The organism is Myxococcus sp. MxC21-1 (genome assembly GCF_032612255.1).
GTDB classification, from domain to species: Bacteria; Myxococcota; Myxococcia; order Myxococcales; family Myxococcaceae; genus Myxococcus; species Myxococcus virescens.
Map to the genome: position 1 here is coordinate 7,679,599 of NZ_CP123278.1, position 23,364 is coordinate 7,702,962.

General features: G+C 69.4%; 21 protein-coding genes and 1 pseudogene. 11 read left to right on the forward strand and 11 right to left on the reverse strand.

The window, feature by feature from the left end; translation table 11 throughout:
* Positions 1 to 37 precede the first annotated feature (37 nt).
* Positions 38 to 1,612 carry an aldehyde dehydrogenase (NADP(+)) gene (locus tag QEG98_RS34245; protein ID WP_316564294.1) on the forward strand — a complete coding sequence of 525 codons (1,575 nt, stop codon included), beginning with the start codon at positions 38 to 40 and terminating at the stop codon, positions 1,610 to 1,612.
* 42 nt (positions 1,613 to 1,654) lie between these two features.
* Here QEG98_RS34245 and QEG98_RS34250 read toward each other — a convergent pair whose 3' ends face one another.
* A complete protein-coding gene (locus QEG98_RS34250) occupies positions 1,655 to 3,895 on the reverse strand; it encodes a M9 family metallopeptidase (protein WP_316564295.1) in 2,241 nt (746 codons plus the stop codon).
* 137 nt (positions 3,896 to 4,032) lie between these two features.
* Here QEG98_RS34250 and QEG98_RS34255 point away from each other — a divergent pair, with 137 nt between their 5' ends.
* Entirely contained in the window at positions 4,033 to 4,836 is an 804-nt protein-coding gene (locus QEG98_RS34255; protein ID WP_316564296.1) for an AraC family transcriptional regulator, read from the forward strand.
* 114 nt (positions 4,837 to 4,950) lie between these two features.
* On the opposite strand, the gene QEG98_RS34260 is transcribed toward QEG98_RS34255, so the two are convergent.
* The gene (locus QEG98_RS34260) at positions 4,951 to 5,406 is read right to left on the reverse strand and encodes a hypothetical protein (protein ID WP_090493604.1); all 456 of its coding nucleotides are present in this window, start codon (positions 5,404 to 5,406) and stop codon (positions 4,951 to 4,953) included.
* A 311-nt stretch (positions 5,407 to 5,717) separates the two neighbouring features.
* Here QEG98_RS34260 and QEG98_RS34265 point away from each other — a divergent pair, with 311 nt between their 5' ends.
* Complete coding sequence (locus tag QEG98_RS34265; RefSeq protein ID WP_316564297.1) at positions 5,718 to 6,605, forward strand: RNA polymerase factor sigma-32; 888 nt, start codon at positions 5,718 to 5,720, stop codon at positions 6,603 to 6,605.
* A gap of 89 nt (positions 6,606 to 6,694) precedes the next feature.
* Here the strand turns inward: QEG98_RS34265 and QEG98_RS34270 are convergent, their stop codons facing one another.
* The 3 genes from QEG98_RS34270 to QEG98_RS34280 form a co-directional block, all read right to left on the reverse strand.
* Positions 6,695 to 7,264, reverse strand: a complete 570-nt coding sequence (locus QEG98_RS34270; protein ID WP_316564298.1) for a winged helix DNA-binding domain-containing protein — start codon at positions 7,262 to 7,264, stop codon at positions 6,695 to 6,697.
* 223 nt (positions 7,265 to 7,487) lie between these two features.
* Positions 7,488 to 7,961 carry a DNA glycosylase AlkZ-like family protein gene (locus QEG98_RS34275; protein ID WP_316564299.1) on the reverse strand — a complete coding sequence of 158 codons (474 nt, stop codon included), beginning with the start codon at positions 7,959 to 7,961 and terminating at the stop codon, positions 7,488 to 7,490.
* A gap of 129 nt (positions 7,962 to 8,090) precedes the next feature.
* Positions 8,091 to 8,915 carry an SDR family oxidoreductase gene (locus tag QEG98_RS34280; protein WP_316564300.1) on the reverse strand — a complete coding sequence of 275 codons (825 nt, stop codon included), beginning with the start codon at positions 8,913 to 8,915 and terminating at the stop codon, positions 8,091 to 8,093.
* A gap of 48 nt (positions 8,916 to 8,963) precedes the next feature.
* On the opposite strand from QEG98_RS34280, the gene QEG98_RS34285 reads away from it, so the two are divergent.
* Together QEG98_RS34285 and QEG98_RS34290 are read left to right on the forward strand one after the other, a co-directional pair.
* Positions 8,964 to 9,230 (forward strand): hypothetical protein, encoded by a 267-nt coding sequence (locus tag QEG98_RS34285; protein ID WP_316564301.1) that lies wholly within the window; start codon positions 8,964 to 8,966, stop codon positions 9,228 to 9,230.
* Between the two features lie 122 nt (positions 9,231 to 9,352).
* Positions 9,353 to 11,062: a hypothetical protein gene (locus tag QEG98_RS34290; protein ID WP_316564302.1), complete on the forward strand. Its 1,710-nt coding sequence runs from the start codon at positions 9,353 to 9,355 to the stop codon at positions 11,060 to 11,062.
* A 22-nt stretch (positions 11,063 to 11,084) separates the two neighbouring features.
* Here QEG98_RS34290 and QEG98_RS34295 read toward each other — a convergent pair whose 3' ends face one another.
* Genes QEG98_RS34295 through QEG98_RS34315 form a run of 5 tightly spaced genes read right to left on the reverse strand, consistent with a single transcriptional unit; the run spans position 11,085 to position 14,151 of the window.
* Complete coding sequence (locus tag QEG98_RS34295) at positions 11,085 to 11,252, reverse strand: hypothetical protein (protein WP_316564303.1); 168 nt, start codon at positions 11,250 to 11,252, stop codon at positions 11,085 to 11,087.
* Entirely contained in the window at positions 11,245 to 11,619 is a 375-nt protein-coding gene (locus QEG98_RS34300) for an ArsR/SmtB family transcription factor (protein ID WP_090493473.1), read from the reverse strand. The genes QEG98_RS34295 and QEG98_RS34300 overlap by 8 nt, the downstream gene beginning before the upstream one ends.
* 18 nt (positions 11,620 to 11,637) lie before the next feature.
* Positions 11,638 to 12,801, reverse strand: coding sequence for a S1 family peptidase (locus QEG98_RS34305; RefSeq protein WP_316564304.1), 1,164 nt, complete (start codon positions 12,799 to 12,801; stop codon positions 11,638 to 11,640).
* Between the two features lie 16 nt (positions 12,802 to 12,817).
* A complete protein-coding gene (locus QEG98_RS34310; RefSeq protein ID WP_316564305.1) occupies positions 12,818 to 13,402 on the reverse strand; it encodes a toxin-antitoxin system YwqK family antitoxin in 585 nt (194 codons plus the stop codon).
* Between the two features lie 8 nt (positions 13,403 to 13,410).
* Positions 13,411 to 14,151, reverse strand: coding sequence for a hypothetical protein (locus QEG98_RS34315; protein ID WP_316564306.1), 741 nt, complete (start codon positions 14,149 to 14,151; stop codon positions 13,411 to 13,413).
* Positions 14,152 to 14,302: 151 nt separating this feature from the next.
* Here QEG98_RS34315 and QEG98_RS34320 point away from each other — a divergent pair, with 151 nt between their 5' ends.
* Together QEG98_RS34320 and ileS are read left to right on the forward strand one after the other, a co-directional pair.
* The gene (locus QEG98_RS34320; RefSeq protein WP_201422328.1) at positions 14,303 to 14,584 is read left to right on the forward strand and encodes a hypothetical protein; all 282 of its coding nucleotides are present in this window, start codon (positions 14,303 to 14,305) and stop codon (positions 14,582 to 14,584) included.
* A gap of 54 nt (positions 14,585 to 14,638) precedes the next feature.
* Positions 14,639 to 18,382 (forward strand): isoleucine--tRNA ligase, encoded by a 3,744-nt coding sequence (gene ileS, locus QEG98_RS34325; RefSeq protein WP_316564307.1) that lies wholly within the window; start codon positions 14,639 to 14,641, stop codon positions 18,380 to 18,382.
* A gap of 371 nt (positions 18,383 to 18,753) precedes the next feature.
* Here ileS and QEG98_RS34330 read toward each other — a convergent pair whose 3' ends face one another.
* Complete coding sequence (locus tag QEG98_RS34330) at positions 18,754 to 19,488, reverse strand: SDR family oxidoreductase (RefSeq protein ID WP_316564308.1); 735 nt, start codon at positions 19,486 to 19,488, stop codon at positions 18,754 to 18,756.
* 359 nt (positions 19,489 to 19,847) lie between these two features.
* Here QEG98_RS34330 and QEG98_RS34335 point away from each other — a divergent pair, with 359 nt between their 5' ends.
* The 4 genes and pseudogenes from QEG98_RS34335 (at position 19,848) to QEG98_RS34350 (ending at position 23,351) form a co-directional block, all read left to right on the forward strand.
* Complete coding sequence (locus tag QEG98_RS34335) at positions 19,848 to 21,221, forward strand: ATP-binding protein (protein WP_316568011.1); 1,374 nt, start codon at positions 19,848 to 19,850, stop codon at positions 21,219 to 21,221.
* Positions 21,208 to 21,757: pseudogene (locus QEG98_RS34340) on the forward strand (response regulator transcription factor). Before QEG98_RS34335 ends, QEG98_RS34340 begins: the two are co-directional and overlap by 14 nt.
* A gap of 74 nt (positions 21,758 to 21,831) precedes the next feature.
* Entirely contained in the window at positions 21,832 to 22,878 is a 1,047-nt protein-coding gene (locus QEG98_RS34345) for a hypothetical protein (RefSeq protein ID WP_316564309.1), read from the forward strand.
* A gap of 5 nt (positions 22,879 to 22,883) precedes the next feature.
* Positions 22,884 to 23,351, forward strand: coding sequence for a hypothetical protein (locus tag QEG98_RS34350; RefSeq protein ID WP_316564310.1), 468 nt, complete (start codon positions 22,884 to 22,886; stop codon positions 23,349 to 23,351).
* Positions 23,352 to 23,364 lie beyond the last annotated feature (13 nt).

Sequence of the window (23,364 nt, forward strand, 5' to 3'; positions counted from 1 at the left end):
GAGGGGCGATGGGCCCCTCCCGGAGTGAGGTCGCCGCATGAGCTGGATGGGACTGTCATTGATTGGCGCCGAACGCGGCGAGCCCGGTGGGCCGACGTTCACCGGCTGGAATCCCGCGGAGGGCGTGGCGCTCGAGCCTCGCTTCCACGGCGCGCGGCCCCAGGAGGTGGAGCGGGCCTGCGTGCTCGCGGAGCAGGCCGCCCCCACGCTCGCGGCGCTGCCCTCGCGTCAGCGCGCCGTGTTCCTGGAGCACATCGCCGAGGCGCTCCTCGCGGCGGAGGCGGACTTCCTCGCCGTGACGCCCAAGGAGACCGGACTTCCTCCCGCGCGCATCCAGGGAGAGCTGGGCCGCGCGGCCGGGCAGTTCCGTCAGTTCGCTCGGCTGCTGGAGGAAGGCAGCTGGGTGGATGCGCGCATCGACCGGGCCCTCCCCGAGCGCCGTCCCTTGCCGCGTCCGGACCTGCGCTCCGTGCTGCGCCCCGTGGGGCCGGTGGCCGTGTTCGGCGCGAGCAACTTCCCGCTCGCGTTCTCCGTCGCCGGAGGTGACACCGCGTCCGCGCTGGCCGCGGGCTGTCCCGTCGTCGCCAAGGCCCATCCCGCGCACCCCGCGACGTCGGAGCGCGCGGGCCTGGCCATCCGCGCGGCCGTGGTGGCGTGTGGGCTGCACGAAGGCGTGTTCTCGCTCCTGTTCGACGCGGGCACGGAGGTGGGCGCCTCGCTCGTGAGTCACCCCGCCATTCGCGCCGTCGGCTTCACGGGCTCGCGTGGCGGAGGACGCGCGCTGATGGCGCTGGCCGCCGCGCGGCCTGTCCCCATTCCCGTCTTCGCGGAGATGGGCTCCATCAACCCCATCTTCCTCCTGCCGGAGGCGCTGGCCGCCCGTCCCCAGGCGATGGCGGACGCGCTGGCCACGTCCATCCTCCAGGGCGCGGGCCAGTTCTGCACCTCGCCTGGCCTGCTCGTGGCCGTGGAGGGCCCGGGGTACGAGGTCTTCCGCGCGCGGCTCGCGGAGAAGCTGGGGGCCGCCTCGGCCGCCCCCATGTTGACGCCCGCCATCGCCGAGCGCTTTCGCGAGGGCGTGAGCCGTCTCGCCGCTCGCACGGACACGCGGACCTGTGCGCGGGGTGAGTCGCAGGCCGCGCTGGGTGCTGCCGCGCTGTTCGAGGCGGAGGCCCGCGTGGTGCTCGCCGAGCGCGCGCTCACGGAAGAGGTGTTCGGAAGCTGCGCGGTGCTGACGGTGGCGCGTGACGCGGCGGAGCTGGTGCGCGTGGCCTCCAGGCTGGAAGGCCAGCTCACCGCGACGGTGATGATGGATGCGGGAGACACGGCGCTGGCCGCCGAGCTGCTCCCCACACTGTCGGACCGCGTAGGCCGCGTGCTGATGAATGGTGTCCCCACGGGCGTGGAGGTCTGCCCGGCCATGGTGCATGGCGGTCCCTTTCCGGCCAGCTCGGATGGCCGCTTCACCGCCGTGGGCACGGGCGCCATCCGCCGCTTCGTGCGGCCGGTGTGCTTCCAGGATGTGCCGGACGCGCTGCTCCCGCCGGAGCTGCGCGAGGCCAATCCCCTGAACCTGTGGCGAACGGTGGAGGGGGTACTGAAGCAGGAGTGACTCCCGGGTGCCCCGTGTTCACCCGGGAGTCACTCCCGGGCTTCACGGCGTCGTGTCGAAGCGGGCCTCCAGCTTCACGCCCGCGAACGCCGCGCGGGACTTCACCATGGCGTAGTAGTAGACGCCGGTCAGCGGCGAGGGGATGTCCACCACCTCGTCGTTGCCGGCCAGATACGGCCGGTAGTCATACGCCGTCGTCGACGGCCACTGGTTGGCGCGGACGTAGAGGTCCGCGTTGCCCGTGCCGCCGCTCATCTGGAAGCGCAGGTTGCGCGCGCCGGCGGGCACCCAGAGGTAGAAGTACTGGATGTTGTCGCCAGCCAGCGGGCCCCGGTAGCAGCCGTTGTCCAGCATCCGGGTGTCCGCGCCCGTGCACGGCGTGCCGGTGCCAGGCCCCGGTTCGGGGTCCGGATTCGCGCAGGTGCTCGGGTCGGTCGCGGTGGAGACGCAGTCAATCCACTGGTGGAACTCCGCGTCGTTCGCCGAGTCCAGGCTGTCCAGCGACGCGCGATACCCGGTGTAGTTCCCCGCGCGGAACTGGCCGACGAAGGTGTCCACCTGCGCCGGGTGACGCTCGAACATGAAGCGCACCGCGAGGTAGCCCCAGTAGTACACGCGCTCGGTGCCACTGTTGTAGTCGTTGCGCAGAATCTGGCTGAGCTGGAAGCTCTTGCTGGTGCCCAGCTCCACGGCGGACGCGTTGTCGTCCTGCTTGGAGATGTACTCACCCAGCCCTTCAATCCACCAGATGGTGGGCTGGCTGATGCTGTCGCCGAAGTCGCCCTTCATGTTGAAGCGGCCATCCAGGTAGTGGACGTACTCGTGGCGCAGGTTCCAGATTTCGAACGCGGGCCGAACCCACTCCGCCTCGTAGGCGATGAAGCGGGCCTGATTGCCGGACGCCGCCGGGTCTCCCTCCAGGTACATGCCGCCGTTGTTCGTGTCGATGCCGAACAGCGCGCCGGCATACGTCTGGTAGTCCAGGCTGCTGTCGAAGATGACCATCTCCAGCGACGTGTTGTTGTCACTGGCGACGGGCAGGCGGCCCGTCTTCAGCTTGTCGTGGAAGTAGGACTCCTGCGTGGCGAGCTGGCCGCAGCTCTGCGTGAGCTGCGTGGCCGTCATCTCCTGGGCGCGCATGCGCAGCGTGGCGCCGCAGTTGTGCGTCACGCGGAGCACCGCCTGCTCCAGCGCCCGCCGGAAGTCGCAGATGCCGTAGTACGCGCAGTTGGCGCCGTCGTAGAAGTCGGCCATCTCCGCGGCGCCCACCCAGACGCCCGCGGTGGGGCCCGTCATCGAGTGGCTGGTGATGAGCGCCTTCACCTTGGGGCGCGTCTTCGTCTGCAACGTCCCCGGGTACTGGAGGAAGCGCGACAGCTCGCGGGCCGCGTTGACGGAGAGGTACTGGTTGTCGGTGCCCAGCAGGTGCTCGGTGCGCAGGCCGAAGGAGTCCAGAGAGTCGATGATGGACGGGTCCTGCTGCACGGCCGCCACGAAGGCGTCGTTGTAGTGGCCGCGGAACAGTCCGACGAAGACGTTGTTGGTGGCGCTGCGCATGTACCAGGAGGCCAGGGCGGTATTGTTGAAGCGGTCCAGCAGGCCCTTGAAGGTGCCCAGGTGCCGCGCGTTCTCCCCCGCGCTGTCGATGAGCGTGACGAACTCCCGCAGCACCGCGCCGTGGTCGTCGTTGACGTCCCGGAAGTGGCTGTTGGCCACGAAGGCGGCCAGGGCCGGGCGGATGGCGTTGGCCAGCGCCGTGCCGTAGCTGCCCACGACGTCCGGGGCGTAGTACTGCACGTAGTACCCCGCGCGCAGGAACATAATGAGCTGGAGCGTCTGGCCGTTGTTGTTGCCCCCATAGCCTTGCGCGCTGGTGGTGAGCGCGTTGGCGATGGTGACCATCTTGCTCTCGATGAACACCTGCCGGGCGAGCGTGCCCGTGACGCTGAACAGCGTGTTGATGCACTCCGTCGAGGAGCCCTTCACCAGCGTGACGAGCGCCGTGCCGGTGGCGGACCCGAAGGCCGCCGTGTCACACGCCAGCAGAAAGCGCTTCGGTGCCGGTGGGGTGAGGGCCTGGCGCAGCTGCTCCGGGGAAACATCCGGCTGCCGTTCGTCGGGCTGGATGCGCTGGTGCGCGTGCTCCAGTCCATGGACGCGCTGAGCAGGGTCGGCCGGGAGAGGACCTCCGGGGCGGGCGTCCGCTCCGGGTGCGAACAGGGCGAGACAACAGATGGCGAGGACGATGTGACAGCGACACCAATCCGGGATTGGACTGCGCATGGCTTCGTGCTCCTCGAATGGGGGGGCTTGCCGCACGGTGTCGTCCGTTCCGAGTGACACCGACGTGGGTTTCACGCGGTGTTCAAGGTATTCGTGAGAACGTGTGACATTCTTGTGTCTTTCCCATGTGGGGACGAATGGAAACCACCAAAACGCGTGAAACCTTGGAGCACTGGCGGATGGGCTTCATGGGGCGGGTGGCGAATCCGCTGTTCGCGGAGGAGCTGTTCGACCGGGTGCCGGACATCGTCTTCTCGGTGAAGGACATCCGGGGGCGCTACGTGTGCATCAGCGAGGCGTGCGCGGAGCGCTGTGGCCTGAAGAGCAAGGCGGCGGCGGTGGGGCACACGGCGCACGAGCTGTTCCCCCAGCACATGGCGGACCGGTACGTGCGACAGGACGAGCAGGTGTTCCGGACGGGGCGCGCGCTCGTGGACAACCTGGACCTGACGTTGTTCAACAACCGCAAGCCGGGCTGGTGTCTGACGAGCAAGGTGCCGCTGTTCGATGCCACGGGCGAGGTGATGGGGCTGGCGTGTCTGTCCAAGGACGTGCACGAGCCGGGGCGCGCGGGGCTGGTGGACGAGCGCTTCGCGGGGACCATCGACTACATCCAGGCGAACTATGGGGAGCGGCTGCGCATCGAATCGCTGGCGCGACGGGCGGGGATGTCCGCGGCGCAGTTCGAGCGGCGGATGCAGCGCATCTTCCAGCTGTCTGCCGGGCAGTTCATCATGAAGACTCGCATCGACGCGGCGGCGGAGCGGCTGGTGAAGGATGCGCAGCCCATCTCCGCCATCGCCCTGGCGGTGGGTTTCTGTGACCAGAGCGCGCTGTCTCGCCAGTTCAAGCAGGTGACGGGGTTGAGCCCGCGGCAGTACCGGCAGCTCGTCGTCGCCACGTCCGTGCCGGGAGCGCCACGGGGCAAGCGGGCTCGCTGAAGCCAGGCCACCGTGATGCCGTTGACGTCGAGAATCGTCTTCGACGGGTTCTGGAAGTTGCGTCCTCCCACCTCGCGCGTGTCAATCCATACGGAGGGCACGCGACATACCGCGTCAATGCGGCACGGGCGGTGAGGGCTCACGCGTTTCGGGGTCGTGGTGGTTCAGCGTCTGCTCCGCCTGCTCGCGGTGGAGGCGCCGCGTGGCCGTCTCCTCCTCTTCCGTCCGCTGGCGCCGCTTCACCAGGCCCTGCGTCTCATCCACGAACCAGAACACCACCCGGAAGAAAGCCGCGATGACCGTGATGAGCAGCGTGGACAGCACCCAGCTGAGCACGTAGCCGGGCCAGCCTCCCACGGTCACCCGAATGACGTTCGTCCCCGTGAGCGGCACCAGGACGAAGGCCACGTAGTGCGACACGCAATAGGGGCACGACACCAGGTAACCCCACCAGGTGTCCTTGCCGCCCAGCCGCGCGCGCAGCGGCGCGAAGATGCGCTCCCGGGACAGCGTCTGCGACACGCCCATCACCACGGCGGAGACGGCGAAGAGCTGAAAGAGGTCCCCCATGTCGTCAAGGTGGCGATGACGCATCGGGCAAGAAACAGCGGGCCTCCATGAAGGGCCCCGCCCGCCTGCTCGCCGTGCCTGCCCCCGGCGCGAGCGGCGCCGTTGGCCAGTCGACGTTCGGAAGAGACTTCCGTGGGGCTGGCTGTAAAAACGACCGATTACCGCCCTTATGCATGGGCCGGCTTGGATGCAAACCCCTGGATTCACTTGGAAACGATGGTGCCACCCCTTGGCACGTGGGTCGCAATGGGCAACCCCCCGTAGCGTCATCGCGATCCCCCAACCAGATCTCTTTTTCCCCGAGAGACACCATGCAGGCTTCCAACTCCTTCTCCTCCCCTGATTCGCTCTCCACCTACCTGTCGGAGATCAACCAGTACCCGCTGCTCACCCAGCCGCAGGAGCAGGAGCTGTCGAAGCGCTTCCGCGCGGGGGACCTTTCCGCGGGCCACCAGTTGGTGACGGCGAACCTCCGCTTCGTGGTGAAGGTGGCCTACGAGTACCGCTCCTACGGCCTGAAGATGTCGGACCTCATCCAGGAGGCGAACATCGGCCTGATGAAGGCCGTGCAGAAGTTCGATCCGGACAAGGGCATCCGCCTCATCTCCTACGCCGTCTGGTGGATTCGCGCGTACATCCAGAACTGCATCCTGAAGAACTGGAGCCTGGTGAAGCTGGGCACCACGCAGGCGCAGCGCCGCCTCTTTTTCAGCCTGGCCCGCACGCGCCGCGAGCTGGAGAAGATGGGCGCCGGCGACGCGAACGTCGTCAACGCCGAGGAGATTGCGCGCAAGCTGAACGTGAAGGCCTCCGAGGTGCGCGAGATGGAGCAGCGCATGGGTGGCCGTGATTTGTCCCTGGACGCGCCCATGGGCGAGGACGGCGACGCCACGCACCTGGACTTCGTGGAGTCCGAGTCCGTCTCCGCGGTGGACGAGGTCGCCGACCGGCAGCAGGCCAACCTCACCCGCGAGCTCGTGCAGCGCGCCCTGCGCCGCCTGGACCCGCGCGAGCGCTTCATCATCGAGCAGCGCGTCATGGGTGACGCGGAGATGACGCTCAGCGAGCTGGGCGAGCACTTCGGCTTCTCCCGCGAGCGCGCCCGTCAGCTGGAGATTCGGGCGAAGGACAAGCTCAAGCTCGCGCTGGCCACGCTGATGGCCGAGGCCGGCGTCGACGAGAGCACGCTCAACGCCTGAGCCTCACGCCTTCCTGGGGAAGACGACGGCGCTCCAGCCCGGCCCGGTTGGAGCGCCGCCTCCCCGCCCCCGCTCGACATGGCGCGGGCTCACCCCACCCGCTCGAAGCGGATGTCGGCGTGCTGGACATCCGCGGCGGCGAAGGCGAGCAGCCGCCCTCCCTCGTCGCTCAGCGCGGCGCGGTCCTCACGCGACAGCCGCGCGAAGGGCGTGATGCACAAGGTCGCGGTGCCGCGCGCACGTTCGATGCGCCAGGTTCCCCGAACGAAGCCATCGACGAGGATGGTGGCGCGCACGATGCCGTTGAGGGTGAAGACTCGCTTGCGGGCGGCATCGGAGATGATGCGCGTGCGGTCCGCGTGGGCCAGCAGCACGCTGTCGAATTCGGACAGGAAGCGGACGGGCGCGGGCGTGTCCGGGTCGGGCCTCCGGGCATTCGGGATGTCGAACAGCTCGACGCCGTGCTCGTCACGATAGGCGCGCAGCTCAGGCCGCAACCGCTCCAGGACAGCGCCCATGCGTGACAGGCCCGACCAGGCCTGCAGGTCCCTGGCGCTCGCGGGGCCAAACGCGGCGAGGTAGCGCATCACCAGCGCGTCTGGCGGCGCGGCGGGCTCGAAGCGCTGGCCGAGCCAGGACTCGGCGGTGGCGTACACCATCCGCTCGCCATGGCCCCACGTTCCACAGGGGGCACCACAACGAGCGGTTCCAGGCTCGAAAAACCCAGGCTCAGGGCGCTCGCATCATGGCCGGGCCACTTCTCCTGGAGCCGCCGGCCCAGCTCGCCCCGGGGACTGGGACGTGCCTCCAGCAGCGCCCGTCCCTCCGCCACCAGCGCCTGGGCCTCCACACCCGCCAGCTGCTTGCCATGGGAGGCGTGCTTCAGCCCCTGTCCAGCGCGGGTTGCAGCACGGGACGCAGCGCGAGGCAGTCGCGCGCGGTCACCAGGTGCAACGTCCCGCGCATCATCCCGGCGCGCACCACCTGGCGCTCAATCACGAGCCGGGTCAGCGCCTCTTGCTGAAAGCCGTTCAGCCGCGTCCACAATGCGCCGTAGGGAGGATGGGTGGCCTGGGCTTGAAGCCCCACCAGATGCTCCAGCGCCTCCATCACGCCCGCCCGGGAGCGCTGCAACAGCCACTGCCGCTGGAGCAGGGCCCGGTTGAGGGCCCGCTGCCCCAGGACCTGGGCCGGCAGCCGCCGCCGCGAGGAGGCACGGACAGGCGGCGCGCTTCCTGATTCCTTCGTGGGTGAAGGCACTGGACTCAGCCCCCCTCCCCTCCGTGCCTTGCTGGAGCGTCCACGTTTGACACCCGCGGGGACGAGCATCGGCAACATCATCAAGAAGGGAATCATGTCGGGTGGCACCTGGGGTGGGATGCGAACGCCCCTGGGTCGGGAGAACCCAAGGGGCTTCGTAGACGCCATCCTGCGACCCGCCCCTGACAGTCCTATGTCAGGAATGTACAACCCACCGGGCCCGGCTCAGCGCCGCGACAGGCCGTGGAGCGCCATCACGAGGTGCTCGAAGGTGCGCCCGGGCAGCAGGCGCTTCGACACCAGGCCGACGCGCTGCGACAAGTGACCCACGGAGTAGCGCACGTCCACGCGCTGCCGCTCCACCAGGGCCAGGAGCTTCCGGGCGACCTGCTCGGGAGGAACGCCCGCGCCTTCTCCTGACTCCACCAGGTTCATGACGCGCTCGAAGGCCTCCTGGTAGGCGGACCCAGGACCAGACTGCCGGGCGCGCTGCCGGTACTCGCGCACGCGCGTGAGGACATCCCCGGGCTGCAGCAGCGTGGCCTCGATGCCGAAGGCGGCGACTTCCTGCCGGAGGCTCTCCGTCATTCCCTCCAGGGCGAACTTGCTGGCGCTGTAGAGCCCCTGGAAGGGAAGCCCGGCGGCGCCGCCCATGGAGCTCATGTTGACGATGAGGCCCGACCGCTGCGCGCGCATCGTGGGGAGCACCGCCCGGCAGACGCGCAGCACGCCGAAGAAGTTGGTGTCCATCTGCCGCTGGGCTTCTTCGACGGACACGTCCTCCACGGCGCCGGCCATCACGAAGCCCGCGCAGTTCACCACCACGTCGAGCCGGCCCTCGGCCGCGAGCACCGACGCCACCGCGCGCTGAACGGAATCCTCATCCGTGACGTCCAACACGGCCATCCGGTGGTGGGCACCATCCGCGCGGGGATGGCGGCTGGTACCATGGACGGCGTGGCCATGTGCCCCCAGGAGCTCCGCGCAGGCCTGACCGATGCCAGAGGATGCGCCAGTGATGAGGACCACCTTGCGTCGCGACTTGCTCATGCGTGTTCCTGCCCAGGCTCGTGACGAGCATCAACGTGGGAGCGCATAGTGAACCTCATCGAGCCCTGTGTGCTGGCGGGCGCGGTGGTGGGCACCCTCACCGGCGCCGTCCTGGGATTTCCCCATGGCCTGCTGTGGGGACTGGGCGGCATGGCAGCCGGCTTCGTCGGCGGCGTGCTCGTGCTGCCCTTCGTCATCCTCTTCCTCGTCATGGCCGGAATGGCGCTGTTCTTCTGGCCGCGCCACCTGCTCAGGCGGCTCCGGGGCACGCAACCCGGGGCGGATGACGCGCCGCGAGGACACGGCGAACACTGAGGCGTCTGTCTTTACGAATCGCCGAGTCCTCGCTTAAGAGGCCGGCTCACATGATTTCCACAGACAGTGTGCATTTCCGCCGTCGAGGTTCCTCCAATGTCATGGGCTTCCCATCGCCGCGCGTGAAATCGCTCCTGGCGTTGATGCTCCTGTGCCTGGCCCCCGTCACCTGGGGCTGTGGTGGTTCGGAGCCGTCGCCCTCCCCCAGACCCGATGCGGGCACCCAGCGGCCGGACGCGGGGGCATCGACGAACGACGCGGGCACCGACGCCGGGACGGAGGACCCCGACGCGGGAGAGCCGCCTCCGGCCTTCACGCTCAAGCAACCACCCGAACTCTCACTCCGATTCCGTCTGGACCGCGCCACCGAGAGTTGGCCGGTGGTCGTCCTCCGCGAGCCGACGTTCACTGACGCCGTCTCCATCTCCGTGGAAGGGCTCCCCGAGCACGTGAGCGCGTCCGGCACCGTCGTGGCCGAGGGAGAAATCTATGGCACGCTCGAGTTCAGCGTCACGGAGTTCGCCTCCTACGGCATCGTGCCCGTGACGTTGGTCGCACGCGCCGGCGAGGTCCGCGTCGAGCAGACGCAGCTCCTCAACATCCAGCCCGGCCCAGCGGCACTGGACACCTCCTTCGGCAACAGGGGCGTGGCGGCGCCCGCCTTCGGCCACCCGGCGGTGCGCATCCATGCCGTGGCACCGCAGCCCGACGGCAAGTGGATTCTCGCGGGCGCCACGGGCTCCACGGGCCTGCGCGACGTCCTGGTAGCGCGCCTGCTTGCGAACGGGACGCTGGACCCTGACTTCGGCACCCAGGGCACGGTGACGCTGGATGTCTGCGGAGGCGATGACTACGTGGACGCCGTCACCGTGCTGTCCGACGGGCGCATCCTGGTCGCGGGAGGCGCCATCTCGGGCCCCGGGGACTGCTCGGGGAGGCAGCATCAGAGCCTGCTCTTCGCCAGGTACACCCCCGCGGGCACCCTGGACACCACGTTAGGCGGCACGGGCGTGCGCACCTTCCAGCTTTCCGAGGGCAATGCAACGCTGCATGCCGTCACGGTGGACTCCCAGGGGCGTATCGTCGGGGCGGGCACGGCGCAGCACGATGACCTGGACTTTGTCATCATGCGCTTGACGCCCACCGGCGCCGCGGACACGAGCTTCAGCTCGGATGGTCTGGCCTGGGAAGACCTGGGCGAGGACGAGGACGGGCTGGGCGTCGTCACCCAGGCGGATGACCGCATCGTGGTGGTGGGAACCACGCTCGCCAGCACCAGTGGCATGACCCTGCGTCGCTACAACGTCAACGGGACGGTCGACCGGACCTTCAGCTACGACGGCCAGGCGCCGGGGATCCGCACCATCAAGCCCCGGACCTTGCACCTGCTGGCCGAAGACGCGTTGCTGGTCGGTGGCACCGCGCAGTTCTCCTCGGGCACCACCGCCTACACCTCCGCCTCGGTGACCCGGCTCCATTCGGACGGGAAGCGTGACGTGGCGTTCGGCATCGAGGGCACCAGCACCGGCCGGTGGTCGGCGCCGGACAACCCGGTGGAGAGACTGGTCGGCGCCGGCATCCTTCCGGGGGGCGAGCTGGTCCTGGCGGCGGCGAGCACCATCGACGGTGTCACGGATGGCATTGGGCTCATCCACCTGTCCGCGGACGGGAAGACCGCCCTGCGCGCCCATCGCACCAACCTGCCGGGGACCGAGGCCGCGCTCACCGCCGCGCTCCATTCCGATGGCTCGATGTGCGTGGCGGGCCTCCGCGCCGACCAAGGCACGTCCACCTCGGCGCCCTTCGCGGCACGCTTCTGGCCCTACGAATGAGCGGAACCGCAGCCCTGGGGACCTATGTATCGGTGGCGGCGAGCTCCGGATGGCACGGCACCTCCCAGAGGTGCCCCTCCAGGCCCTTGAAGTAGCCGAAGTCTCCCCATGGCTGCTCGCTGACGTCCACCTCCTCGCGGGTGGACGTCGCATGCGACAGGACGGCCGGACGCATCCGGACCTCACTCATGTCGAGCGCCCTTCCTGGCGCCGCCGCGCTCTGGCTTGCGAAGCTCCCGCTCCAGGGCATCCAGCCGGTCATTCCAGAAGCGCTCGTAGAAACGCAGCCAGTCGGCCGCTCCGGCCAGCGGCGCCGGCGCGAGACTGCACCGATGCGTGCGCCCCTCCACCGACCTGTTCACCAACCCCGCACGCTCCAGCGTCTTGACGTGCTTGGAAGCGCCCGCGAAGGACATGCTGAACGGCGCCGCCAGTTCGCCAATGCTCCTCGGTCCCGAGGACAGGCTGCGCAGCATCTCCCGCCGCGTCGGGTCGGAAAGCGCGTGGAAGACCGCGTCGAGCTGCTCGGAACGTTGCTGAACCATGGGGGTGACCATAACGACCTCCGCCCCAAATTAAACCACCCAGTTAAACAACATGCCAGAGGGGTGGGCAGGCGGACAGCAGAAGGCGCTCGCGGACGACCCGCCCTTCGCGCGACAGCCGCGGCCCCAGGACCAGGCCAGAAGCACCAGCGGAACCAGGCCGGGGTTTCCGCCCCCTGCCGCCGCGCACCCACCCTGCGCTGCTGCATCCCGCGGCTCGGAGCAGGGCAGCCACAGCCGGCACGCCGAGCCCGCCTTCACACACGGATGCGCCCCCTGCGCGCCGGTGCAGGCAGGCCCGAAGTGGCCCGCCTCGAGCCCCGCCACCGCGCAACTCCGAGTGCCGTCCGCCCGCGCGACACACGCCATGCCCACCGGGCAGTCCGCATGCGCACGGCACCCCTGCGCGCAGGCGTCCACGTCCGGGTCCACCGGCGTCCGGACGGGCGCGCCTCGTGAGGCGTCCTCGATGGCGTTCTGGATGAAGTCCGCGTGCACGTCGACGCGGCTGTTCGTCCCCGTGGTGCAGGTGAGGTCACCAAACGAAGTCACACCGACCAGGCGCTCGAGGCCGTCCTGTTCGATGAACACCGGGCCACCGCTGTCCCCGCCGCACGACATCGCTGGCGCCGCTTCGATGGAGAACGCGTCCGCTTCCACCGACGTGATTCGGGACAGGCCGCCACGGCGCAGGCCCGAGCCGCCCTCCCCGTCCACGCCAAAGCCCACCACCCGCGCCAACCGCCCCACGCCGTCAGCGGGAAACGCCCTCGCCGCCCAGGCCAGCGGAGCGACCGGCGCATCGCTGGCGAGAATCAACACGCCCAGGTCACTCACGCCCGGACGCCACGCGGGATGGAGCCGGCCCTCCACCACGAGGATGCGCTGCGCGGCGGAGGCACGGGCTGTCTCCGCGGCGAACACCACCGAGAACACCCGCGGAGCATCCGCGTTCTCCACGCAGTGCGCCGCCGTCAGCACCACCCGCGGCGCCACCAGCGTGCCCGTGCAGAGCACGCGAGCCGCCTCGTCAGGCTCCCCACAGAAGGGCGAGACGGGGACGATGGCGGCCACCGCGGGGAAGCCCGGCTCGGGCGCTCCGCCCACCACGGCCCGCCGCGCCGGGGTGAGCGCCTCCGGGGAGACAGGGACGACAGAGGGACCGCACGCTCCCGCCGCCAGCAGGAGTCCCACGGCGGCGGACGTGACGTCACTCGCTGTCGAAGTCGCCCTGCGGAACGTCCGTGGCGGCGCCCGCGGCGTCCCAGTACTTCCACTCACCCGTCTTCTCCCCCTTCTCGTACTGGCCCTGCACGGCCAGCGCGCCACTGGGGTGCCACTCCGAATAAGCGCCCTGCGAGCGATGCCCCGCCAGCGTCCCTTCCGCCCACTTCGAGCCGTCCGAGCGCCAGGCGGTCCACTTCACCGGGCCGGAGCCGGGTGAATGGAGCTCCTCGCGGTTCTTCTGGCCCTCCTCGTAATAGAGGGTCCACAGGCCCTGCTTGAGCCCGCCACGGTATTCCCCCTCGTACTGCTTCACACCGTCCTCGAAGTAGCTGACCCAGCGGCCCTCCATCTTCCCGTCGACGTAGGTGCCCTCCGTCTTCAGCTTCCCGGTGGCGTGCCACTCCGCCCAACGGCCGTGCTTCTTCCCTTCGGGCCGGGCACACCACTGGAGGACGCCGTCGGGCGGCGCGCGCCCCTGGAGCCGCGCGCCATCGGGACAAGGCGAGGAAGCCCGGTTGCAGCCCAGGGCCATCCCCGCGACGAGCACCAGCACCGCACCTGTCAGCACGCGCTCCTTCAACTGCACGAACCCACGCCGCTGCAACTGCAGTTGTTGCGCGCGAACGAATAGTCATCCGACGCCGCCGCGAAGCTGCCCAGGCCGTAGTCGTGCTTGGCGCAGTCCTGCGTGTAGGCCGTGCTGCCCACGCAACGCGGCAGGCTGGTGACGCCGCAGCCCTGCCCGCAGCGGCCCTTGCAGCCGTTGCCCGAGCCGCCGGTGCAGCCGCAGCCCATGCCCGCCGTGCGGTAGTAGCCGGAGCCGATGTACTGCCGGCCGCAGGAGCAGGAGATGTGCGTCCAGCCGCGCTCGGACACGTACTCGTACGCCGTGAGGACCTCTCCCACCGGGACAATCTGCATGAAGCTCGTCTGGCGCTCGGCGGCGTCCTCGACGCGGGTGCGGCCCTCTTCGGGGAGCTCGCGGGCAAGCCCCTCCATCAGCGACGCAAGCAGGTGCGAATGGGCCGCGTCGAGCGGGCTGCCCGACGGCATGAACTGGCCTACGCCCTGATTGAAGTCGATGTGGAACCCGATGACGGGGTCGCCAAAGTCGTACGTCACCTCGACGACGTTGGCCTGCGTCTCCACCGCGAGCATCCGCACCACGGCGCCCCCGGAGCCGTACGTGGCCTCCAGCGTCGTCGCGTCGTGCTGGAGGACCTTGAAGCCCTCCTGCTCGATGGGCTGTTCAGGCGGCGCGCCGGAACAGCCCACCACGACCGCCAGCGACACGGCACAGAGCAGCAGCCTTTTCATGTCTCTCTCGATTCCAAGGGCGTGAAAATTCTCAGCACCCGAGAATCTAGAAACATGCGCACATGGTCGTCAACGTGCTTACCCTGAAATCAATACCATCCCGGCTTAGGCTCGGCACCCCGGCGACGGACGCCGGTCTCAGGAGAGTCCCATGCCCCAGAATCGCGCAACCCTGATGTGCATTGCCGCCCTGCTGATGGCTGGCTGTGGCGGAGCCATGGACGAAGCCACGGCGGAGCCTTCCACGACGGAGTCCGCGTCCCAGGCGCTCTACCCGGAGTATGACCCGGACATCCACTGCCTGGTCTCGTCCCAGTACGTGTCCTGCGGCAGCGGTCCGACGATGTACGCCTACTACAGCCCGGACTGGGGCTACTACATCAACCGCGACGTCTGTGGCCGCAACGGGCCGCTCATCTGTCCGCTGTACTGATTCACAGGACGGGCATCCATCCCCGGCGCGGGCGGTGCTATCAAGCACCGCACCATGCCTGAAACGCCCCCTTCCCTGTTCGATGCGGTGCCCGCGGAGATGGACTTTCCTTCCGACGAGCGCCGCATCCAGGCCTTCTGGAAGGACCGCCGCATCTTCGAGCGCTCGCTCGAAACGCGTGAGGATGCCCCCAGCTTCGTCTTCTACGAGGGCCCGCCGACCGCCAACGGCCTGCCGCACAACGGCCACGTCCTCACGCGCGTCATCAAGGACCTGTTCCCCCGCTACAAGACGATGACGGGCCACTACGTCCCCCGCAAGGCCGGCTGGGACACCCATGGCCTGCCCGTGGAGGTGGAGGTCGAGAAGGAACTGCGCATCCACGGCAAGGCGGAGATTGAACGCTACGGCGTGGAGCCCTTCACCGAGCGCTGCATCGAATCCGTCTTCCGCTACACCTCCGAGTGGGAACGGCTCACCGAGCGCATCGGCTTCTGGGTGGACCTGAATCAGGCCTACGTCACCTACCACCGTCCGTTCGTGGAGAGCGTGTGGTGGGCGCTGGCGGAGCTGCACCGCAAGGGCCTGCTGTACCAGGGCCACAAGGTGGTGTGGTGGTGGCCGCAGGGCGGCACCGCGCTGAGCGCCGCGGAGGTGGGCCTGGGCTACAAGACGGTGGACGACCCGAGCGTCTACGTCACCTTCCCGCTGCGCGACACGCCGGACACCGCGCTGGTGGTGTGGACGACCACGCCCTGGACACTGCCGTCCAACATGTACGCGGCCGTCAACCCGGGCGTGGACTACGTCACCGTGGACGCGGGCGAGCGCAAGCTCATCGTCGCCGCGGCGCTGCGCGAGGCGCTGGCGAAGAAGCTCAAGATGGACTTGCCGGTGCTCGCCACGCAGAAGGGCAGCGACCTGGTGGGCCAGCGCTACCAGCCGCCCTTCGACCTCTACCACCAGCGCGCGGGCGACACGCGGCTGCCGCTGAAGGACGGCGGTGAGGACGCGCAGGCCTGGCGCGTGCTGGGCGCGGACTTCGTGACGCTCGACAGCGGCACGGGCATCGTCCACATCGCCCCCGCTTTTGGCGAGGACGACTACGAGGCCTTCCGCAAGGACAAGGCCCGCTTCGCCCAGCCGGAAGCGCTGGAGCTGTTCTGCGCGGTGAAGCCGGACGGCACCTTCTCCGACGACGTGACGCTCGTCGCGGGGCGCTTCGTGAAGGAGGCGGACAAGGACATCCAGCGCCACCTGAAGGAGCGCGGGCTGGTCCTCTTCACGGAGCAGTACAAGCACGAGTACCCCTTCTGCTGGCGCGCGGACGACGACCCGCTCATCCAGTTCGCCCGGCCCGCCTGGTACATCCGGACCACGTCCGTGAAGGACGAGGCGATTGCCAACAACCGCGCCGTCAACTGGGTGCCCGAGCACATCAAGGAAGGCCGCTTCGGCGACTTCCTGGCCAACAACGTGGACTGGGCCCTGTCGCGCGAGCGCTACTGGGGCACGCCGCTGCCGCTCTGGGTACACTCGGAGACGGGTGAGGTGGAGGCCATCCCCTCGCTCCAGGCGCTGCGCGAGAAGCCGGGCAACAACGTGGCCGCGGTGGAGGCGGAGCTGAATGCCTTCCTCGCGGGCAAGCCCCACGAGGCCAACGCCAGGCACCTCATCGTCCACAAGCCGTGGATCGACAAGGTGACGTTCGAGAAGCCCGGCACCCCGGGGCGCTTCCAGCGCGTGCCCGAGGTCGTCGACGTGTGGTTCGACTCCGGTTGCATGCCCTTCGCGCAGTGGGGCTTCCCGCACGCGCCGGGCTCGCGGGAGATCTTCAACCGCGCCTTCCCCGCGGACTTCATCTCCGAGGCCATCGACCAGACGCGTGGCTGGTTCTATTCGCTGCTGATGGTGAGCACGCTCCTCTTCGACGAGGAGACGCAGGCGCGCATGGGCCTGTCCCCCCAGCGCGGCTGGCCGCAGCCGTACAAGAGCTGCATCGTGCTGGGCCACGTCTCCGACAAGGAGGGCCGCAAGGAGTCCAAGTCCAAGGGCAACTACACGCCGCCGGAAATCATCCTGGACGAAGTGCGCATGGACTTCGCCGTCCTCACGGCCGCGGAGGCCGGCGTTCCGGGTGAGCCGGGCGTGGCGCTCATCGCTCGCGAGGACCTGGAGGGCCTGGACATCCAGGAGGGCGCCAAGGTGCAGCTCTTCCGGCCAGACCGTCCGGACGTGGTCATCACGGCGACGGTGAAGGCGCACAAGAAGCTCAAGCGCCGCGTGCTGCTGCTGGCGCCCGCTGACCTGCAGACGCTGGACGTGGCGCCCTCCGCGCGGGGCGCCAGTGTCATGCCGGTGGAGGTGCCCCGGTTGGCGCCTTCCGAGCGCGTGGTGCTGAAGGACCCCGCCGCCAAGGCGCCGGGCGCGGACGCGTTCCGCTGGTTCTTCTACGCGGCGAGCCCCACCTGGTCGAACACGCGGCACTCGCTGAGCAACGTGCGGCTGTTGCAGAAGGACTTCCAGGTCAAGCTGCGCAACGTCTACTCGTTCTTCACCATCTACGCGAACATCGACGGCTTCAACCCCGCGGCCGGCAACACGGACGCGACCGACTCGCCGTGGGAAGCCATCCGCCGCAGCCAGGGCTGGCGCGAGGTGAAGGCGCGGCCGGTGCTGGACCGCTGGATTCTGTCCGAGGTCCACCTCACCCTGCGCGACGTCACCCGCGCGCTGGACACCTACCAGGTCTACGACGCTGCCCAGCGAATGGTGGCGCTGGTGGACGCGCTGTCCAACTGGTACCTGCGCCGCAGCCGGTCGCGCTTCTGGGCGCCGGGCTTCGAACAGGACAAGCAGGACGCGTACTTCACGCTCTACGAGGCGCTCACCACCATTGCCTCGCTGTCCGCGCCCTTCATCCCCTTCTTCGCCGATGAGATGTGGGGCAACCTGGTGCGCAAGCCCTGGCCCACCACGCAGCCGGAGAGCGTCCACCTGGCGCGCTTCCCCTCCGTGGATGCGTCCCTCATCGACGAGGGGCTCGCGGCGGAGATGGGCGCTGTGCGGGATTTGGTCTCTCTGGGCCTCAAGGTGCGCACGGACAACCGCCTCAAGGTGCGCCAGCCGCTGTCGCGCGCGGACGTCATCCTGGCGCGCAAGGAGCTGACGGACCGCGTGGCGGCGTACCGCGACCTCATCGCGGACGAGCTGAACGTCCACGAGGTGCGCTTCGTGGAGCCGGGCAGCCCGGAGGCGGACGTGGTGCGCTTCCGCGTCCGGCCCAACCTGCGCGCGGTGGGCGGACGGCTGGGCCCCAAGCTGGCCCCGGTGCGCAAGGCCTTCGACACGGGTGACGGCGCCGCGCTGCACCGCGAGTTGCTCCAGACGGGCCGCGTGGCCATGACGGTGGCCGGCGAGGACCTGGTCTTCACCGCCGAGGAGTTGGAGACGCTGGTGGAGGCCAACCCCGGCTACGCCGCCGCGGGCATGGGCGTGGGCGTGGTGGTGCTCCACACCGAGCTGACCGAGTCCCTGGTGGATGAGGGCCTGGTGCGCGAGCTGCTCGCCCGCGTGCAGGGCGCGCGCAAGGACATGGAGCTGGGCTACACCGACCGCATCCAGCTCTGGGTGGACGGCGACGCGCGCGTGAAGCGCGTGACGGACGAAGCGCGGGAGCTGATCGCGCGGGAGACGCTGGCCTCCAGCATCCTCGTGGGCCCCGAGGGCCTCACCGGCAAGGAAGAAGAAGCCAGCATCAACGGCCTGCCCGCGCGCATCCGCGTGGAACGGGCCTGAGCCGCGAAAAAACACGGGCTGCCTCATCCCCGCGATGAGGCAGCCCGCAAGTCACGGCACCCCGGCGCTGCCCTTCCCACGTGAAAAAGGGCCGTGCCAGCCTTCACTCAGCTCGCGGTGAAGGTCGTGTCGTTCCGGTACAGCAACGTCTGGGTCCCGTTGGAAGCGATGGCGCAGAACAGCTTTCCCGTTGCCAGCTTCATGACGTCATTCCCCGGCCCCGAACATTTCGACATTTACCGCTTTTACTCGATTATTAAAACGTAAGACAGGCTGTCAATCAAGACCCAGCCCCTGTCCGCCACGTCGCCCAGATTCGCTTCTTCCTGGACGGTGCCGCGCGAAGCCCCGTCCCGCGGTGTCACCCTCCATCAGGACTGAGCGGTGGGACGGACGATGATTTCGTTCACGTCCACGTCGTCGGGTTGCTCGATGGCAAAGGCGATGCTCCGCGCAATGGCCTCGGGCGGAATCGCCACCCGCCGGTATTCGCGCATGCCCTCGCGCGCGACCGGGTCGGAGATGGAGTCGGCGAGCTCGGACGTCGTCACGCCCGGTGAAATGACGGTGACCCGGATGTCACCGCCGACCTCCTGCCGCAGGCCCTCGGAGAGGGCGATGACGGCGTACTTCGTCGCGCAATACACGGCGGCCGTGGGCACCACCAGGTGGCCACCAATGGAGGAGAGATTGATGAACTGGCCGGAGCGCTGCGCCTGCATGATGGGCAGCCCGGCGGCGATGCCGTGCAGGACGCCACGGATGTTGACGTCAATCATCCGGTCCCACTCCTCGACCTTGAGCGCCTCCAACTTCGACAGCGGCATCACGCCCGCGTTGTTGATGATGACGTCGATGCGGCCGTGCTCGGCGCGGACGAAGCCCATGAAGGACTCGACGTCGTCCCGTTTCGTGACGTCCAGCTTCCGGTAGCGCGCGGAGCCACCCTCCGCGCGGATGGCGGACACCAGGGCTTCGAGCCGGTCCGTCCGGCGCGCGCCCAAGACAACGTGTGCCCCACGCTTCGCGAGCAGGCGAGCCGTCGCCTCCCCGATTCCGCTGCTCGCTCCGGTGATGGCAATGACCTTCCCTTCAATTCCAGACATATGGATGCGCCTCGTGACCGCGGAGTGGATGACCGCAATCTGTGCGCTGGCGCCGCTGAAGCGATATGCCGATGCTGCCGGGTTCTTGCCCAATCCTGCACGGACGGGTGAATCCCCTGGCCCGGAGGTACGGGCCGCATGCCCGCCTCCCCCAATATCCGGCCGAGCTGGCCGGGGCATCCGGTGGGCGATGAGGCCCCCTCGCGATGCAGCCGGGAGTACAGCCGGCTGCTTGGCGCGCCGCCCTCGCGAAACATCGGCCGGCTGCGGAGCACGCTCCAGGGCCAGGCACCGGTCCGGCAGGCCAATGCGTCAACTTGACGCACACGCCACTGCCATCGCCGGGATATGACGTGCGGGTGTCCACCGCGCCGACTCACCCCGAGGCGCCGTCGCCTGACGTCCTGTCCTCGCCCCCGCGCTCCGCCTTCCGACGCTCCACTGGGGACATGGCGGCGCGGCTGTCCTCCAGCGACATCGCGCTCGGGTGGCTGGTCCGCCTGCGCTGGCATGCCGTCGCCGGACAAGCGCTGACAGTGGGCGTCGCCGTCCGGGTGCTGGAGTTGAAACTGCCCGTGGCGCCCCTGCTGGCCCTGGTGGCCACGACGGCGGTGTCCAACCTGCTCCTCGCGCTCTGGCTCCGCCGCGAGCCCGAGGTCCGTCCCGGCCTGCTGGGCGCCGTGCTCGCGTTCGACACCGCGTTGCTGACGGGGCTGCTCGCGCTGTCCGGTGGCCCGGCCAACCCGTTCGCCATGCTGTATCTCGTCCACGTGACGCTGGCGGCCATCGTGCTGGGCCCCCGTTGGACGGCGCTCATCGCGATGCTGTCGGTGCTGGGCTCGACCAGCCTCTTCGCCTGCCACGTCCCACTGCCCGACACGGTGAACCCGTCGGGCAGCCACGGCCTGGACTCGCTCCACGTCGTGGGCATGTGGGTCGCCTTCACGCTGACGGCACTCATCATCGGCTTCGTCGTCGCCCGCGTGGCCGCCGCGCTGAGAGACCGGCATGCCGCGCTGGCGCGCACGCAGCGGCTGGCGGCGCGCGCGGAGAAGCTGGCGTCGCTGTCCACGCTGGCGGCCGGCGCGGCACACGAGCTGGGCACGCCGCTGGGCACCATCGCCATCGCGGCCAACGAACTGGACGCGCTCATCCTGGAGGCGCCCCAGGAGGCGCTGGAGGACGCCCGCCTCATCAGGGACGAGGTGGAGCGCTGCCGGGACATCCTGGAGCGCATGAGCGCCCGCGCCGGACAGACGCTGGGCGAGGTCCCCGAACGGACGACGCCGAGCGACGTGCTCGCCCGCCTCCGGGAACAACTGGGCACCGCCGACCAGGCGCGCCTCCAACTCGAGCCCGGCCCGGACGTGCCCTTCTGGTGCCCCGTGCGAGGACTGGTGCAGGTCCTGACGAACCTGGTGCGCAACGGGCTGCATGCCAGCGAGGCCACCGGAGCGAACGTCGTGGTGTCCGCGCACCGCGAGGAAGAGCGCCTGCGCTTCATCGTGGAGGACCGGGGCACCGGCATCCCGCGCGCGCTGCTGCCCCGGCTGGGCGAGCCCTTCTTCACCACCAAGCCCGCGGGCCAGGGCATGGGGCTGGGCCTGTTCCTCACCCAGACGTACGCCGAGCTGTGTGGAGGCCGCCTGGAGCTCAGCTCCGAGGAGGGACAGGGGACGCGCGTGACGCTGGAGCTGCCCTTGAGGAAGGAGTCGTCCGATGCCCCCAGGTGAAGCCCCCGCCACGGTGCTCGTCACCGACGACGACGAGCGATTCCGAGAGCGGCTGGTGCGCGCCTTCGTACGGCACGGCTTCCAGGCCCATGGCGCGGCCAGCGCGCAAGCGGCGCTCGAGACCGCGCGGGCGTTGCGTCCGGGTTACGCCGTCGTCGACCTGCGCCTGCCCGACGGTTCCGGCCTGGAGTTGGTGCGCGAGCTGAAGGCCCTGGACGCGAGCACCACCGTCGTGGTGCTGACGGGCTATGGCAGCATCGCCACGGCGGTGGAGGCCGTCCGGCGAGGTGCCACGCACTACCTGGCCAAGCCCGCGGACGTGGACGACATCCTGCTGGCCTTCGCCGGCGCCACCCTCCTCCGGGCAGGAGGCCGCGCTCACCCACGAGGTGCCCTCCCTGGCGCGCGCGGAGTGGGAGCACATCCAGCGCGTGCTCGCCGACTGTGGGGGCAACATCTCCCAGGCCGCCCGGTTGCTGCGCATCCAGCGGCGGAGCCTGCAACGCAAGCTGTCCAAGTACCCCGTTCCCAAGTGAGCCCCGGGGTGCGTCAGCAAGACGCACGAAACGCGGCGCCCGAGCCGGTAGGGTGGAAGGTGTCAGGAGGCCCGATGTCCCCGCCACGCGCGAGTGCGCTGCTGCTCACCCTCATGGTGTTCGCCGGAGGCTGTACCAAGACGCCCACCGAGGAGGGCGTGAAGGAAGCCAACGGCGGCATCCAGTGCCAGACGCTCCAGCACCTGGCCTGCACGGGACTCTACGGCGAGGGCGGCGCCGGGTGGGCGGCCCGGGCGATTCCCCCCGAGGTGCGCCCCTACGAGCCCGGCCTCCAGCTCTGGAGCGACGGCCTGGACAAGACGCGCTTCATCTACCTGCCGCCCGGTACGAAGGTGGACACGTCCAAGAGCGACGAGTGGCGCTTCCCCGTGGGCACGAAGCTCTGGAAGGAGTTCAGTTGGAAGGGGCGGCCCATCGAGACGCGCTTCCTCTGGAAGCGCCCGGACGGGAGCTGGCTGCGGACCACCTACCGCTGGAGCGACGACGGGAAGACGGCGCTCGAGTTGACCAGCGGTGAGAAGGACGTGCCCGGCACGGAGGGCTACGAAATCCCCAGCCAGCAGGATTGCCAGTCCTGCCACCGAGGGCGCGGCGACGAGGTGCTCGGCTTCGAGGCCGTCGCGCTGGCCCACGACGGCGCGCGAGGCCTCACGCTGGCGAAGCTGGTGGAGGAGGGACGCCTGAGCCACCCGCCCGCGCAGGTGCCCCGCATTCCTGGCACGCCGGTGGAGCAGGCCGCCCTGGGCTACCTGCACATGAACTGCGGCGTGTCGTGCCACAGCGCCAACCGCATGGCGCTGGGCAACAGTTCCGGCCTGCACCTGCGCCTGGAAGCGGGCGAGCTCGGCTCCGTGCAGGAGACGGACACCTGGCGCACGTCCGTGAATGTGAAGGCGCTCATCCAGACGTCGGGCATGTTCGGGAAGAGCTCGCAGCGCGTCGCGCCGGGTGACGTCCAGCACAGCTCGCTGCTCTACCGGATGGGCCAGCGCGGGGACTTCATGCAAATGCCACCCCTGGGCACTCGCGTGGTGGATGAACAGGGCCGGGCGCTCATCCAGCGCTGGATTGAAGCGATGCCCACGAAGAAGGGGGGGTAGGCACCATGCTCTACTCAGTGGTGTTGCTCCTCCACTCCTGGCTGCGCTGGGCGGTGGTGGTGCTGGGAGTGCTCGCGCTCGTGAGGGCACTGATGGGCTGGGCGCGAGCCCGTGACTGGACGCCCGGCGACCGGCGGCTCCAGGTCTTCTTCGTCTCCGCCTTCGATACCCAGATGCTGCTGGGGATGACGCTCTACTTCGCGCTCAGCCCCGTCACGCCCCGGAGCCTGGACGCGCTGCGGATGAGCATGTCCATCGGCCACCTGCGCTTCTTCAGCCTGGAGCACCCACTGCTGATGCTCCTGGCCCTCACGGCCGCGCACGCCACCTCCGCGATGACGCGGCGGGAGGCGCCCGCTCAATCCAAGCACCGCACCTGGGCGGTGGGGCTCCTGCTGGCCATGCTGTTCGTCGCACTGGCCATTCCCTGGCCCGGCTTGTCCCACGGACGGCCCCTGCTCCGGGGCTTCTAGCCAGACAATCCGT